The sequence below is a fragment of the Dokdonella sp. genome (genome assembly GCF_044227025.1).
Lineage (GTDB): Bacteria > Pseudomonadota > Gammaproteobacteria > Xanthomonadales > Rhodanobacteraceae > Dokdonella_A.
The window spans coordinates 365,139-379,435 of the sequence record NZ_JBGAFX010000005.1 but is presented as its reverse complement, the minus strand read 5'-3'; the positions used below and the strand labels follow the sequence as shown (position 1 = coordinate 379,435).

Below are 14,297 nucleotides of genomic sequence, written 5' to 3'. Positions count from 1 at the left end.
CGAGCGCACGCTGGCCCCGTTCACCCGCGCACCAGGCGCCGGCGCGCAAGCAGGGCGAACAGCGCGGCGACCAGGGCGAGCGCAAGCACATGTGGCAGCAACGCCTCCCCTGGCGCCTGCCCGACGGCCGCAAGCGCCAGTCGGCCGAGGTGCCAGGCCGGCCACAACGGGGCCAGCTTGGTGATGAATGCGGGCAGCACGGCGAGCGGCATCCACAAGCCGGACAGGAACGACATCGGCAGATAGATCAGGTTCGCGATCGCCGGTGCCGCGCTGCCACCGACGAGGCTGCCGATGAAGAGCCCGATCGCGCAGAAGGGCAATACGCCGAGCAAGTCGAACGCCAACAGTGACAGCCAGGCCGAAAGCGGCAGCCGTACCCCGCCGAGCGTCATCGAGATCACGGCAAGCATCGCGAAGATGATCGCCGCGAACAGCATCGCCATCGCCAGTTTCGACACGATGTAGGCGCCCGGCGGCATCGGCAATGCGCGTTTGAGGGTCAGCCAGCCGCGCTCGCGATCCGTCGCCACGGTGACGCCGAGACCGAACAGACCCGGACTCATCACGCCGAACACGCCGTAGGTCGCCAGCAGATAGACGTTCGCCTCGAAGCCGCTGTGACTTCCGAACAGCACGGCGAACAGTACATAGAACATCGGCGGAAACAGCAGTGTCGGCAACACGAATGAAGGCGCGCGCAGCATGCGCAGGAATTCGTTGCGTGCTTCCAGTGCGTAGCAGCGCCACAGCGAAAACCGCGGCGCGGGCAATGCGAGCGTGTTCATCAGGCAGCCTCCCGGGTGATCTCGACGAACGCCTCGGCGAGGCCGGCGCGCTGCACTTCCAGTTCGCTGACCGCGCTGTCCTCGAACAACAGCTGCCGCACGACGATCTCGGCGGCATCGGTCACGATTTCGATGCGCTCGCCATCGCGACATACGCTGCGCACTTCCGGCCATGTACCAATCGCGGTCGCATCGAGCGCGCTGATGCAACGGATGCGGCGCTGGGTCACCCGGGCGCGGATCTGCTGCACGCTGCCCGCAGCGACGACGCGTCCACGCGCGAGCACGGCGACGCGATCCGCAAGCGCTTCGGCTTCCTCCAGATAGTGCGTCGTCAGCACTACGGCGCAACCTTCGGCGACGAGGTCGCGCACCGAGCGCCAGAGTATTTCGCGCGCGTCGACATCGAGCCCGACCGACGATTCGTCGAGGAAAAGCAGGCGTGGTCGACCGCAGATCGCCAGGGCGTACTGCACGCGGCGCTGCTGGCCGCCGGAGAGCCGGCCGTAACGCCGATCCATCAGACCGTCGAGGCCGGCTCGCCGCACGCAATCCTCGGTTGCGCGCGGGTCTGCGTAGTAGCTGCGCGTCTGCGCCAGCAGTTCGCCGACCTTCAGCGTATCCGGCATGCTCGCCGCCTGCAGCATCACCCCGACGTGGCGGCGCGTCGCCAGCACACGCGGCGACTGCCCGAACAGGAGCACCTCGCCCGCGTCCGGCTCGACCAGACCGAGCGCGGCCGCGATCGCCGTGCTCTTGCCGGCCCCGTTGGGCCCGAGCAACGCCAGCAATTCCCCGGCGCCGACCGCGAGATCGATCCCGTCCAGCGCGATTGTCGCGCCATAACGCATGCGCACTCCGTTCCAGCTCGCCGCGGCCGCCTGACTCATGGAACCATTCCTGCGTGGATTCATCGGGGCCACTTTAGGCGGAGTGCGAAAATCCCCACAGAATCAGCTATCAGGCCGTCTGCGTGACGACTGTCATGCGCACACGACCCACCGTGCCGGGGTACCGCGGCCAGCCCCCCTGTGGTACATTGGTTGCTTGCCGTTTTTTCCATTCCAATCAAAGATTAAAGCGGACGTGCCCGCACCCGGCGAGGGGCGGGCACGTGTCGTTTCGAGGAGGTTGCTATGAATCCGATGCTGGCCAAGCTCAAGGAAATGCGCGAGTTCGACGGCGCCGTGCGCACCACGGGCCTGCCCGACGCGGTCATCGAGCGCTTCCTCGCGAACGACGCCGAACTGGTCGAGGCAATCGACGAGGCGTATGCGGCGCATCTGGCGCTGCGTTCGTGCATGGCGGATTTCCTGCACCTGGATGAAGTCGAGCAGATCCGCCAGGCGCAGGCGGACTTCGTCAACTTCTACCCGGAAGACGGCGTCAACCCGTATATCGCGCTGGCCGCGCACGGCGCGTGGCTGGTCACGCTCAAGGGCGCGGTGATCTACGACGCGGGCGGCTACGGCATGCTCGGCTTCGGCCATGCGCCGAAGCACATCCTGTCGGTGCTCGCGCGCCCGCAGGTGATGGCGAACGTGATGACGCCGAACCTGTCGCAACTCAAATTCGGCAAGGCGCTGCGCAAGGAGATCGGGCATACGCGCGGCGGCTGTCCGTACGTGAAGTTCATGTGCCTCAATTCGGGCTCCGAGTCCGTCTCGCTGGCCTGCCGCATCATCGACGTCAACGCCAAGCTGATGACTGACCCGGGCGCGCGCCACGCCGGTCGCACGATCAAGCGCGTCGCGATCAAGGGTGCCTTCCATGGCCGCACCGAACGCCCGGCGATCTACTCCGACTCTTCGCGCAAGGCCTACGAGCAGAACCTCGCCAGCTTCCGCAACGAGAACAGCCTGCTGACGGTCGAGCCGTACAGCATCGAGCACCTCAAGCAGGTGTTTGCCGATGCCGACAGGAACGGCTGGTTCATCGAGGCGGTGTTCATCGAGCCGGTGATGGGCGAAGGCGATCCGGGCCGTGGCGTGACGCCGGAGTTCTATGCGGCTGCGCGCGAGCTGACCCGTGCCCACGGCAGCCTGCTGCTGGTCGACTCGATCCAGGCCGGCCTGCGTGCGCATGGCGTGCTCTCGATCGTCGACTACCCGGGCTTCGAACAGCTCGAAGCACCGGATCTGGAAACCTATTCGAAGGCGCTCAATGCAGGCCAGTATCCGCTGTCGGTACTGGCGGCGAACGCGCACGCGGCCGAGCTGTACAAGAAGGGCATCTACGGCAACACGATGACCGCGAACCCGCGCGCTCTCGACGTCGCCTGCACCGTGCTCAAGGCGCTCACTCCCGCGATGCGCGAGAACATCCGCACGCGCGGCAAGGAATTCCTCAGCAAGCTCGGCAAGCTCAAGGCGGAACTGCCGGGTTACATCACCAAGGTGCAAGGCACCGGCCTGCTGTTCTCGTGCGAACTGGCGGCCGAGTTCAAGTGCTACGGCGCCGGCAGCACCGAGGAGTGGATGCGCGAGCATGGTTACGGCGTGATCCACGGCGGCGCGAACTCGCTGCGATTCACCCCGCATTTCGGCATCACCCCCGCCGAAGCGGACCTGCTGGTCGAAGGCGTGCGCCGCGCCCTGCTCGAAGGCCCACGCAAGCCGGAAGTCGCGCGCGCCGCCGCTTGATCACGCGCGGTGCGGCGCGGCCGCAACCGCACAAATTCCTCGCATAGCCGTGGCGTCGCCACGGCTGAATCGCCGGCAACGCGATCATGAGGATTCCCCGGCCCCCTCTTCCACCCGACGGTGCGCGGCGTAGACTGCGCCGCACCGTTGCCGCACGGCAGCGGCCCATCATCGCAGAGAGGAGTTCCATCATGCAGCTGAAGACGACGTCATCGCTGGTCCTGGCGCTTGCGCTTGCAGTCGGTTCCGGCGCTGCGTTTGCGCAGGACGCGTCGAAGTCGGGCAAGAGCCTGACGCCGCAGCAGGAACGCATGGTCCAGTGCAACAAGCAGGCAACCGGCAAGACCGGCGACGAGCGCAAGACGTTCATGAGCGCCTGCCTGAAGGGCGAAACGGTTGCCGCGGCGCCGAGCGCGAAGACGACCCAGCAGGAAAAGATGAAGACCTGCAGCGCAGACGCGAAGTCGAAGTCGCTGAAGGGCGATGCGCGCAAGAACTACATGAGCACGTGCCTGAAGGGTACCGCGGCCACAGCAGCGCCTGCACCGGCCGCGGCAGCGACCACCGCCAGCACGGACAAGGCGACCCAGCAGGAGAAGATGAAGACCTGCAGCGCAGACGCGAAGTCGAAGTCGCTGAAGGGTGATGCGCGCAAGAGCTACATGAGCACATGCCTCAAGGGTGACGGCGCCGCCGCACACTGAACCCTGGTTCGAGTTGCAACAACGCGAAGGCCCGCCAACGCGGGCCTTCCGCTTATGACCATGGACGGTCGGTATGCCTGCAATGCAGGAGCAATTGCAGGCGTATGACCATGGACGGTCGGTATGCCTGGCATCTGGCGCTCCCGACGCCAGCGAGCACTCCGCACATCCCCGTGTGTCGCGATCCAGGAGCAATTGCAGGCACGCCCGGGGGCCTCCGTTTTCCTACAAGAACGTCGGCGTTTTCGTCGCTACTACGGCGATGACGGCTTTCATCGCGCGCCGGGTTCTTCCTCTGTGCGGCCCGTGCCGACCTGCGCACACTTTCTCCACCGCGATCGGAACCGGTCGCGGATTCATCCATCAGGGAGGAGTGTCACCAATGCAGATCAGGAACATCCCGTCGCTGGCCCTCGCTATCGCCTTCGCGTTCGCAGGCAGTATCCACGCAGCCCCGGCGCAGGACGCCACCGCCGTCGGCAAATCCGGCAAGGCGCTGACCGCGCAGCAGCAGCGCATGAAGAACTGCAATGCAGAGGCAAAGGCGCAGTCGCTCAAGGGCGACGATCGCCGGGGCTTCATGAGCACTTGCCTCAAGGGCGGCTCGACCGAGCTCGCAGCGCACGCGGACAAGTCGGCGCCGACTCCGGCCCAGCTCAAGCGCAAGGCCTGCAGCGCCGAGGCGAAGGAGAAGGGTCTCAAGGGCAATGAGCGCAAGACCTTCGTGCGCGAATGCATCAGCGACGACGCGGTTGCCAGCGCGGACTGAGGGGCTGCAAGGCCTCGAAGGCAAACCACGGAAGGTTTGCACGCGGATCGAGCATGACAGCCCGATCCGTGGCAGCGCATCCGGTCGCGTACCGGATGCGCAAATCGCGGAGAAATCGACAGGACGCCGATTGCTTCACGAGCCCTGGCATGGGTACATCCCGGAACCGCCAGGGCCGGCACAGGGATGTGCCACCCGCAAAATCGATCCACCGCCCGATCGAGGCGAAATCGCGGATACAAGAGCAGAGCTCGCTCCGCGGCCCTGACGGCGATCAATCAACGGAAGCGGTCGGTCGCCTCGACCAACTCGTGCACGATGCCCGGTTCCAACGCCGAATGACCGGCGTCTGCGACGATGCGCAAGTCCGCTTCCGGCCATGCGCGATGCAGATCCCACGCGCTGCGCATCGGGCAGACGACGTCGTAGCGCCCTTGCACGATGACCGAGGGGATGCCCTTCAGGCGATGCGCATCGCGCAGCAACTGGTCGTCGCTGTCGAAGAAACCTCCGTTTACGAAATAGTGGTTCTCGATGCGCGCGAACGCGAGCGCGAACTCGTCCTCACCGCTGGAGGCGATGTGCGCCGGGTCCTGCAGCAGAAAACTCGTCGCACCCTCCCAGATCGACCATGCGCGCGCGGCTGCGACGCGCGCCACCGGATCCGGGCTGGTAAGGCGGCGATGATAGGCGCTCATCAGGTCGCCCCGCTCGGCCAACGGGATCGGCTCGAGGTATTTCTCCCAGACGTCCGGGAACAGCGCATCGCAACCTTTCTGGTAGAACCACTCGAGTTCCCAGCGCCGCAGCATGAAGATTCCACGCAGAACCAATTCGGTCACGCGCGCGGGGTGCGTCTCGGCATAGGCCAACGCCAGCGTGGATCCCCAGGAACCACCGAATATCTGCCAGCGCGCAATGCCGAGGTGCTCGCGCAGGTTTTCAATGTCGGCGACAAGATGCCAGGTCGTGTTGTCCACGAGCTCGGCATGCGGGGTCGAGCGCCCGCAACCGCGCTGGTCGAACAGCACGATGCGGTAGCGCGCGGGGTCGAAATAGCGACGCGAATTCGCGTTGCAACCTGCACCTGGCCCGCCATGCAGAAACACCACGGGTTTGCCGGCGGGGTTGCCGCACTGCTCGTAGTACATCCGGTGCAACGGCGACAACTGCAGGAAGCCGGTGTCGAACGGTTCGATCTCGGGGTACAGCGTGCGGCGCGTGGCATTCATCTGTATGGGGAGGCTGCGAAGCAAGCGCCGCTCGGCTGGAAGGGAGCCGGGCATGCTACGGCGCATGACCTGCGTCGACAAGCCGGCGCTTTTGGGGCCAGCGTGGACAGGTATCGTCGGAGATGGAAAATATTACGCAGTCGAGCCATCGCGCGTTTCCCGCGAAACACGAGTTTCTCGTCCTCTCCTGAGCCAAATGAAAAACGGGCCACAAGGGCCCGTCCTTTCGTTTGGTCGGGGCGGCGGGATTCGAACCCACGACCCCCTGCCCCCCAGGCAGGTGCGCTACCAGGCTGCGCTACGCCCCGATTGGTAATCATCCGTGATTGCGAACATCAAAAAGCGACCGTCCCGGCCGTGGTACTTCTGCGATCATCCTGAATCGCGGACATCAAAACGCGGCCGTCCTGGCCGCACTTCTCAACAAGAGCCGCGCATTCTAGCAGATGCTTCGCGGGGTCAGCGGCGCAGGATTTGCAGGACTTCCTCGAGCTCCATGCGCACCTGGCGCACGATCTGGCCCGATATGCTCGATTCGGCACGCGCCTGCGTGCCTTCCAGACGCTGGCGCGCGCCGGTGATCGTGAAGCCCTGATCGTACAGCAGCGAACGGATCTGCCGGATCATCAGGACGTCATGACGCTGGTAGTAGCGGCGGTTGCCGCGACGCTTTACCGGCTTGAGGTTCGAGAACTCCTGTTCCCAATAGCGCAGCACGTGCGGCTTCACGGCGCACAGCTCGCTGACCTCACCGATGGTGAAATAGCGTTTTGCCGGGATGACCGGAAGTTCGCTATTGCTGCCCTGATCCAGCATAGGCTTCGACCCGGACCTTCAGTTTCTGTCCCGGACGGAACGTCACCACCCTCCGCGCGGAAATCGGAATTTCCACGCCGGTCTTGGGGTTACGCCCTGGACGCTGATTCTTGAAACGCAGATCGAAGTTGCCGAAACCCGACAGCTTCACCTGCTCCCCTTTCTCAAGCGCATCGCGCACGACTTCGAAGAACGCGTCGACGAATTCCTTGGCTTCACGCTTGTTGAGACCGACGTCCAGAAACAGACGCTCGGCCATCTCCGCCTTCGTCAACGCCATCCTACCCTCGCAACTTTGCTTTGCATACCGATTCCAGTGCGGCAACCGCGAGAGCCGTGCAGCGGTCAGCGTCCTGATCCGTAAGGGTGCGGTAACCATCCTGCAAAATCAAGCCAATAGCGAGACTTTTGATGCCGCTGCCGAGGTTTGCACCTACATAGCGGTCGAACAGGATGACTTCCGACAGGGTTTCGCCAACCGCATCACGGATCGCCGCCTCGACGGCCCCGTACGCGACCGTTTCCGGCAACTCGAACGACAGGTCGCGCCGCACCGACGGATAACGCGACACCGGCTCGGCCTTCGGCAGGTCGCGCCGCGACAGTGCATCGACCTCGAATTCGAACACGAAGACGTCGCCGTCGATATCGAGTGCTTTCAGCAGGTCCGGGTGCAGCGCACCGAGCCAGCCGACCACGGCGCCGTCACGATGGACTTCCGCGGCCTGTCCCGGGTGTAGCCAGGGCGGACCGCCCGGCACGAAACTGAACGACGCCGGCGCATTGGTGAGCGCGAACAGCGACTGCACATCGCCCTTGAGGTCGAAGAAGTCGACCGCACGCGCCTCGCTCGCCCAGTTCTCGGCGACTGCGCGCCCGCAGGCGACGCCGGCGATGCGCTGGTCTTCGTCCGCTCCCTCGCGAAAGACATTGCCCGTTTCGAACAGGCGCACGCGCGTCTGCTGCCGGCGGCGGTTCGTCGAAAGCGCCTCCACCAGGCCCGGCAGCAACGACGTGCGCATCACGCCAAGTTCGGCCGACAGTGGATTGGCGAGCGCGACCGCGCCATCGTCCAGTTTCCACTTGCCGAGCAGTTCGGGCGCCACGAACGCGTAGCAGATCGCCTCGGCGTAGTCGCGCGCGACCAGTTGCGCGCGCAGGCGCGCCGTTTCCAGCCTCGCCTCCGGCAGCGTCGGGCCGAGCAGTTCGCCGCGCGGCGCACGCGTCGGCACTCTCTCATAACCGTGCACGCGCACGACTTCCTCGATGAGGTCCTCCTCGATCTGGATGTCGAAGCGATGGCTCGGCGGAATCGCACGCCAGCCGTCCGCGGTGGTCTCGACCTTCATTCCGAGCGCAGCCAGGATGCGCGCGACATCGGAATCGGCGATTTCGATGCCGAGCAGGCGCGTCATGCGTGCGCGACGCAGCACGACCGGCGCGCGCTGCGGCAGGTTCCCGCGCTGCACCGACTCGCTCACCGGCCCCGGCGAGCCACCGGCAATCGCGAGAATCAGTGCGGTCGCACGTTCGATCGCTCGGCGCGGCGAGTCCGGGTCGACGCCACGTTCGAAGCGATGCGAGGCGTCGGTGTGCAGGCCGAGCTTGCGCGCACGCCCCATGATCGCCGCCGGCGCGAAGTGCGCGGCTTCGAGGAATACCGTGCGCGTCGCATCGGTGACGCGCGAGTCGTATCCGCCCATGATGCCGGCGAGACCATGCAGCCCGGTACGATCCGCGATCACGAGGAAATCCTCGTCGACGGCGTGCTCGTTGCCGTCGAGCAGTCTCACCTTCTCGCCAGGGCGCGCTCGCCGCACGCTGATCGCGCCATCGAGTCGATCGTTGTCATAGGCATGCATCGGCTGGCCGAGCTCGAGCATGACGTACTGGGTCACGTCGACCATCGCGCTGACCGGACGCACGCCGCTGCGGCGCAGGCGCTCCGCCATCCACAACGGTGTCTTTGCGGTCGTGTCGATGCCTTCGATGACGCGACCCAGGTAGCGTGGACAGTCGGCACCGGCATCGAGCGTCGCATCGCGCGATCCGTTCGCGACCGCCGCAACGGCATCCGCAGCCGGTACGTGCAGCGCGCTGCCGAACAACGCCGAGGCATCGCGGGCGAGGCCGGACACGCTGAGGCAATCCGGGCGATTCGGCGTCAGCTTGATCTCGATGCTCGCATCGGGGAGCCCGAGATAGGCTGCGAGCGGCGTGCCGACCGGCGCATCCCCCGGCAGTTCCATCAGGCCGGACGCGTCCGCGTCGATGCCGAGTTCTTTCGCCGAACACAGCATGCCGTTCGATTCGATGCCGCGCAGTGCGGCGCGCTTGATCTCGATGCCGTTCTGCATCGTTGTTCCGATCATCGCCAGCGGCGCTTTCAACCCGAGACGCGCGTTCGGCGCGCCGCAGACGATCACGAGCGGCGCGTCCGCACCGATCGCGACCTGGCACACACGCAGCTTGTCGGCGTTCGGATGCGGTTCGCAACCGACGATTTCGCCGACCACGACCCCGTCGAGCGCCATACCGAGCGGTTCGACGCCTTCGACCTCCAGGCCGGCCATCGTCAGGCGGTGCATCAGCGCATCACGGTCGACGGGAATGTCGACGAGTTCGCGCAGCCAGTTTTCGGAGAATTTCATGGAAGGGCCGGGGTTGGAGACTCGGGATTGGGGATTCGGAAGAGCTTGCGCGGTGATTCAGGATGGAGTCCGGCTTCTACGAATATCGAATCTCCAATCCCGAATCCCGGCTCTCAGGCAAACTGCCTGAGGAACCGCAGGTCGTTCTCGAAGAACTGGCGCAGGTCGTTGACGCCGTAGCGCAGCATCGCGAAGCGCTCGCCGCCCATGCCGAACGCGAAGCCGGTGTAGCGCTCCGGATCGATGCCGCAGTTGCGCAGCACGTTCGGATGCACCATGCCGCAGCCGAGCACCTCAAGCCACGACTGCGTGCCGTCCTCGCGATCCCAGCGGATGTCGACTTCGGCACCCGGTTCGACGAACGGGAAATAGCTGGGCCGGAAGCGCATCTCGAAGTCGCGCTCGAAGAACGCGCGCACGAATTCGGTGAGCGTGCCCTTGAGGTCGGCGAAACTGACGTCCTCGCCCACGAGCAGGCCTTCGATCTGGTGGAACATCGGCGAGTGCGTCTGGTCGGAGTCGCTGCGATAGACCTTGCCGATCGAGATCAGGCGGATCGGCGGCGTGCGCCCGGTCGCGGCGCGGATCTGCACCGGCGAGGTGTGGGTACGCAGCAGGCGACCGTCGGGAAACCAGAAGGTGTCGTGCATCGTGCGCGCCGGATGGTCCGGCGGGAAGTTCAGCGCCTCGAAGTTGTACCAGTCGGTCTCGATCTCCGGGCCGTCGGCAAGTTCGTAGCCGAGGCGCGCGAAAATCTCGACGGCGCGATCCAGCGTGCGCGTGATCGGATGCAGGCCGCCGCGCGTGCCGCGCCGGCCCGGCAGGGTCACGTCGATGCGCTCGGAAGCGAGGCGGCGATCCAGCTCGGCCTGTTCCAGCGCCGCCTTGCGTACGGCGATCGCGTCGGCGATGCGCTCCTTCGCGCGATTGACCTCGGCGCCGCGCGCCTTCTTTTCGTCCGGCGGCAACGCACCAAGCGCCTTCAGCGCAGCGGTGATCGCGCCGCCCTTGCCGAGCAACGCGACGCGTTGCGCGTCGAGGGCTTCCAGCGACGGCGCCGCCGCGATGTCGGCCAGGGCGGTGTTGGACAGCGCTTCGAGATCAGCCATCGTTGCGGTTCCTGTGCTTCTGCATCCCGCGCGCGCGGGAACTACGATTCACGTCATGCACGATCACCACGGACTCCCGCGTTCGCGCGAAACGGCTCCCAGGAAGGAGTCCTTCCGTGATTTTGCATGCGTTCAAAAACGCAAACGGGGAGGAGGCCAGGCCTCCTCCCCGCGTACTTCACGCATTGCGATGGCCGGCGGCGGAAGCTTCCGCGCGATCAGCCTTCGCAAGACTCAAGCCGCCAGGCTGGCCTTTGCCTTTTCCGCCAACGCACCGAACGCCTTGATGTCGTGCACGGCGAGATCCGCCAGCACCTTGCGGTCGAGCGTGATGTCGGCCTTCTTGAGGCCGTTCATCAGGCGGCTGTAGGACAGGCCGAACTGGCGCGCGCCCGCATTGATGCGGACGATCCACAGTGCGCGGAAGTTGCGCTTCTTCTGCTTGCGGCCGATGTAGGCGTACTGGTGCGCCTTGGTGACGGCCTGCTTGGCGACGCGGAAAACCTTGCGGCGCGCGTTGTAGTAACCCTTGGCCTTGCCGAGGATCTTCTTGTGACGACGGTGGGCGATGACGCCACGCTTTACTCGTGCCATGTCTCGTCCTCCTTATGCGTACGGCAGCATGCGCGAGACGCGACCGGCGTCTTCCGCGCGCACGTGGTTGGTCGCACGCAGGCCACGCTTGCGCTTGGTGGCCTTCTTCGTGAGGATGTGGCTCTTGAACGCGTGGCCGCACTTGAACTTGCCGGACGCGGTCTTGCGGAACCGCTTGGCAGCGGCCCGATTGGTCTTCATCTTGGGCATGACCCAACTCCTTCGGTGATTTTCGTTACTGGTGCGAGCGGTGGCCTTCGCCACGCTTTCCGTCCTGCTCGTTCCGGCTTGTTTGGCCCGCATCGCGGGCCGGCTCCTAGTGTTACGTCTACTTTTGCGCTCGTCCTGAGCGCGAAACCAAAGCGGTCGTCCTGACCGCACTCTTCAACAACAGCAAATCAAATCTTCTTCTTGGGCGCGATCATCATGACCATCAGGCGCCCTTCCATCCTCGGATACTGCTCGATCACCGCTTCCTCGGCGATCTCGGCCGAGATCTTGTCGACCATCGCCCGACCAAGCTCCTGATGGGTCATCTCGCGACCGCGGAAGCGGATCGTGATCTTGACCTTGTCGCCTTCCTCGAGGAAGCGCCGCAGGTTGCGCATCTTGATCGTGTAGTCACCGACATCGGTAACCGGGCGGAACTTGAGTTCCTTGATCTCGACCTGCTTCTGCTTCTTCTTCGCCGCGTGCGCCTTCTTCTGCGCGTCGAACTTGAACTTGCCGAAATCCATGATGCGGCAGACCGGCGGGTCGCCGTTCGGCTGGATCTCGACCAGATCCAGACCAGCGTCCTGGGCCATGGCGAGCGCTTCGTCGCGGGACAGGATTCCGACCTGCTCCCCTTCAGCGCCGATCACGCGGACTCGCGGAACACGGATTTCGTGGTTCCTGCGATTCGGCTTGCTATCAGTGGCGATACGTCAGTCCTCCAAGGGGGAAACTCTTTTCCGCGTGACGGCGCTTCAGCGCGGGCGGCACTCGGACTCCAAGCGTTCGGCGAAGCTGGAAATCGGCATCGACCCCAGATCCTCACCCGCACGCGTACGCACGGCGACGGCCCCCGCCTCCCTTTCCCGGTCGCCAACGACCAGGAGGTAGGGCACCTTGTCCAACGTGTGTTCGCGGATTTTATAACCGATTTTCTCGTTACGCAAATCGGCCTCCACCCGGAAACCTTTTGCCACAAGGGCTTGCGCCACTTCATTGACGAAACCGGCCTGGGCATCCGTAATGTTCAGGACGACCGCCTGGACCGGGGCAAGCCAGGGCGGGAACGCGCCGGCGTGGTTTTCGACCAGGATCCCGATGAAACGCTCCATGGAGCCGACGATCGCGCGATGCAGCATGACCGGATGGCGCTTCTGGCTGTGCTCGTCGACGTATTCAGCGCCGAGGCGCTGCGGCATCATGAAGTCGACCTGCATGGTCCCGAGCTGCCAGGTGCGGCCAATCGCGTCGTTCAGGTGGTACTCGATCTTGGGGCCGTAGAAGGCGCCCTCGCCCGGCAGCTCCTGCCACTCCACCCCGGCGGCACGCAGGGCCGAGCGCAGCGCCTCCTCCGCCTTGTCCCAGGTCGCATCGTCTCCGAGGCGCGGTTCCGGGCGCAGGGCGATCTTCAGCTGGACGTCGCTGAAGCCGAATTCGGCGTAGACCTGCATCGCCTGGCGGTGGAACGCCGTCACCTCGGCCTCGATCTGGTCCTCGGTGCAGAAGATGTGGCCGTCGTCCTGGGTGAAACCGCGCACGCGCAGGATGCCGTGCAGCGCGCCGGACGGCTCGTTGCGGTGGCAGGCACCGAACTCGCCGTAACGGATCGGCAGGTCGCGATAGCTGCGCAGCCCCTGGTTGAACACCTGTACGTGGCCGGGGCAATTCATGGGCTTCAACGCGTAGGTCCGCTTCTCGGACTCGGTGAAGAACATGTTGTCCTTGTAGTTGTCCCAGTGACCGGACTTCTTCCACAAGGACACGTCGAGAATCTGCGGGCAGCGCACTTCCTGGTAGCCGCTGTCGCGGTAGACCTTGCGCATGCGCTGCTCGACCACCTGCCAGATCGACCAGCCCTTCGGATGCCAGAACACCAGACCCGGCGCTTCTTCCTGGATGTGGAACAGGTCGAGCTGCTTGCCGATCTTGCGATGGTCGCGCTTCTCCGCTTCCTCGATCTGCGTCAGGTAGGCCGCAAGGTCCTTGTCGTTGAGCCAGGCGGTGCCGTAGATGCGCGACAGCATCTCGTTGTTCGAATCGCCGCGCCAATAGGCGCCGGCCACCTTCATGAGCTTGAAACTCTTGAGCCGGCTCGTGTTCGGCACGTGCGGGCCGCGACAGAGGTCGGTGAACTCGCCCTGCGAGTACAGCGACAGCGCCTCGCTGGCCGGAATGCTTTCGATGATCTGCGCCTTGTATTCCTCGCCCCTCGCGCGGAAGAACTTCACCGCCTCGTCGCGCGGCAGGACCGAACGCGACACCGGCAAGGCCTCGGCCGCGATCTTCTTCATCTCGGCCTCGATCAGCGCGAGATCCTCGGGCGTGAACTGCCGCTCGAACGCGAAGTCGTAATAGAAACCGTTGTCGATCACCGGACCGATCGTCACCTGCGCCTTCGGGAACAGGCGTTGCACAGCCTGGGCGAGCAGATGCGCGGTCGAGTGACGGATCACCTCGAGCGCTTCGGGACTTTTTTCGGTGACGATCTCGAGCCTCGCGTCATGGTCGATGACGCGGCTGCTGTCGACGAGTTCGCCGTCGACCTTGCCGGCCAGCGCCGCCTTGGCGAGCCCCGCGCCGATCGATGCAGCAACGTCCTGCACACTGGGCGGGTTGTCGAACTGCTTCCTGCTGCCGTCGGGTAGCGTCACATTGATCATGGGATCTTCTTCCGTTCGCCGGAAGCCGCCTGTCGCGCTTCCAGCCTGCTGGCCATCGGCCAATAAAAAAGGGCGCCAAGGCGCCCTTTCTTGATACCAGGAGACCTTGCGCGGCTTTC

General features: G+C 65.0%; 14 protein-coding genes and 1 tRNA gene. 3 read left to right on the top strand and 12 right to left on the bottom strand.

The window, feature by feature from the left end:
• Positions 1 to 20: 20 nt before the first annotated feature.
• Together ACILRJ_RS14130 and ACILRJ_RS14125 are read right to left on the bottom strand one after the other, a co-directional pair.
• On the bottom strand, positions 21 to 788 hold the full coding sequence (locus ACILRJ_RS14130; RefSeq protein WP_395683836.1) for an ABC transporter permease: 768 nt from the start codon (positions 786 to 788) through the stop codon (positions 21 to 23).
• On the bottom strand, positions 788 to 1,678 hold the full coding sequence (locus ACILRJ_RS14125) for an ABC transporter ATP-binding protein (protein WP_395683835.1): 891 nt from the start codon (positions 1,676 to 1,678) through the stop codon (positions 788 to 790). The genes ACILRJ_RS14130 and ACILRJ_RS14125 overlap by 1 nt, the downstream gene beginning before the upstream one ends.
• Before the next feature lie 246 nt (positions 1,679 to 1,924).
• On the opposite strand from ACILRJ_RS14125, the gene ACILRJ_RS14120 reads away from it, so the two are divergent.
• From ACILRJ_RS14120 to ACILRJ_RS14110, 3 genes are all read left to right on the top strand, one after another.
• Positions 1,925 to 3,430 (top strand): aminotransferase class III-fold pyridoxal phosphate-dependent enzyme, encoded by a 1,506-nt coding sequence (locus ACILRJ_RS14120; protein WP_395683834.1) that lies wholly within the window; start codon positions 1,925 to 1,927, stop codon positions 3,428 to 3,430.
• Between the two features lie 86 nt (positions 3,431 to 3,516).
• Complete coding sequence (locus tag ACILRJ_RS14115; protein ID WP_395683833.1) at positions 3,517 to 4,134, top strand: PsiF family protein; 618 nt, start codon at positions 3,517 to 3,519, stop codon at positions 4,132 to 4,134.
• 382 nt (positions 4,135 to 4,516) lie between these two features.
• The gene (locus ACILRJ_RS14110; RefSeq protein WP_395683832.1) at positions 4,517 to 4,903 is read left to right on the top strand and encodes a PsiF family protein; all 387 of its coding nucleotides are present in this window, start codon (positions 4,517 to 4,519) and stop codon (positions 4,901 to 4,903) included.
• A gap of 278 nt (positions 4,904 to 5,181) precedes the next feature.
• Here ACILRJ_RS14110 and pip read toward each other — a convergent pair whose 3' ends face one another.
• The 10 genes from pip to thrS form a co-directional block, all read right to left on the bottom strand.
• Positions 5,182 to 6,135, bottom strand: a complete 954-nt coding sequence (pip, locus tag ACILRJ_RS14105) for a prolyl aminopeptidase (protein WP_395683831.1) — start codon at positions 6,133 to 6,135, stop codon at positions 5,182 to 5,184.
• A gap of 231 nt (positions 6,136 to 6,366) precedes the next feature.
• Positions 6,367 to 6,443 (bottom strand) — tRNA-Pro (locus ACILRJ_RS14100).
• Between the two features lie 151 nt (positions 6,444 to 6,594).
• Positions 6,595 to 6,951 carry a MerR family transcriptional regulator gene (locus ACILRJ_RS14095; RefSeq protein WP_395683830.1) on the bottom strand — a complete coding sequence of 119 codons (357 nt, stop codon included), beginning with the start codon at positions 6,949 to 6,951 and terminating at the stop codon, positions 6,595 to 6,597.
• On the bottom strand, positions 6,929 to 7,231 hold the full coding sequence (ihfA, locus tag ACILRJ_RS14090) for an integration host factor subunit alpha (RefSeq protein ID WP_131998830.1): 303 nt from the start codon (positions 7,229 to 7,231) through the stop codon (positions 6,929 to 6,931). The genes ACILRJ_RS14095 and ihfA overlap by 23 nt, the downstream gene beginning before the upstream one ends.
• A gap of 1 nt (position 7,232) precedes the next feature.
• Complete coding sequence (pheT, locus tag ACILRJ_RS14085) at positions 7,233 to 9,602, bottom strand: phenylalanine--tRNA ligase subunit beta (protein ID WP_395683829.1); 2,370 nt, start codon at positions 9,600 to 9,602, stop codon at positions 7,233 to 7,235.
• 113 nt (positions 9,603 to 9,715) lie between these two features.
• The gene (gene pheS / locus ACILRJ_RS14080) at positions 9,716 to 10,711 is read right to left on the bottom strand and encodes a phenylalanine--tRNA ligase subunit alpha (protein WP_395683828.1); all 996 of its coding nucleotides are present in this window, start codon (positions 10,709 to 10,711) and stop codon (positions 9,716 to 9,718) included.
• A 234-nt stretch (positions 10,712 to 10,945) separates the two neighbouring features.
• The gene (gene rplT, locus ACILRJ_RS14075) at positions 10,946 to 11,305 is read right to left on the bottom strand and encodes a 50S ribosomal protein L20 (protein WP_395683827.1); all 360 of its coding nucleotides are present in this window, start codon (positions 11,303 to 11,305) and stop codon (positions 10,946 to 10,948) included.
• Between the two features lie 12 nt (positions 11,306 to 11,317).
• Entirely contained in the window at positions 11,318 to 11,515 is a 198-nt protein-coding gene (gene rpmI, locus ACILRJ_RS14070) for a 50S ribosomal protein L35 (protein ID WP_395683826.1), read from the bottom strand.
• A 188-nt stretch (positions 11,516 to 11,703) separates the two neighbouring features.
• Positions 11,704 to 12,228, bottom strand: a complete 525-nt coding sequence (infC, locus tag ACILRJ_RS14065; RefSeq protein ID WP_395683864.1) for a translation initiation factor IF-3 — start codon at positions 12,226 to 12,228, stop codon at positions 11,704 to 11,706.
• Between the two features lie 45 nt (positions 12,229 to 12,273).
• Entirely contained in the window at positions 12,274 to 14,178 is a 1,905-nt protein-coding gene (gene thrS, locus ACILRJ_RS14060) for a threonine--tRNA ligase (RefSeq protein ID WP_395683825.1), read from the bottom strand.
• Positions 14,179 to 14,297 lie beyond the last annotated feature (119 nt).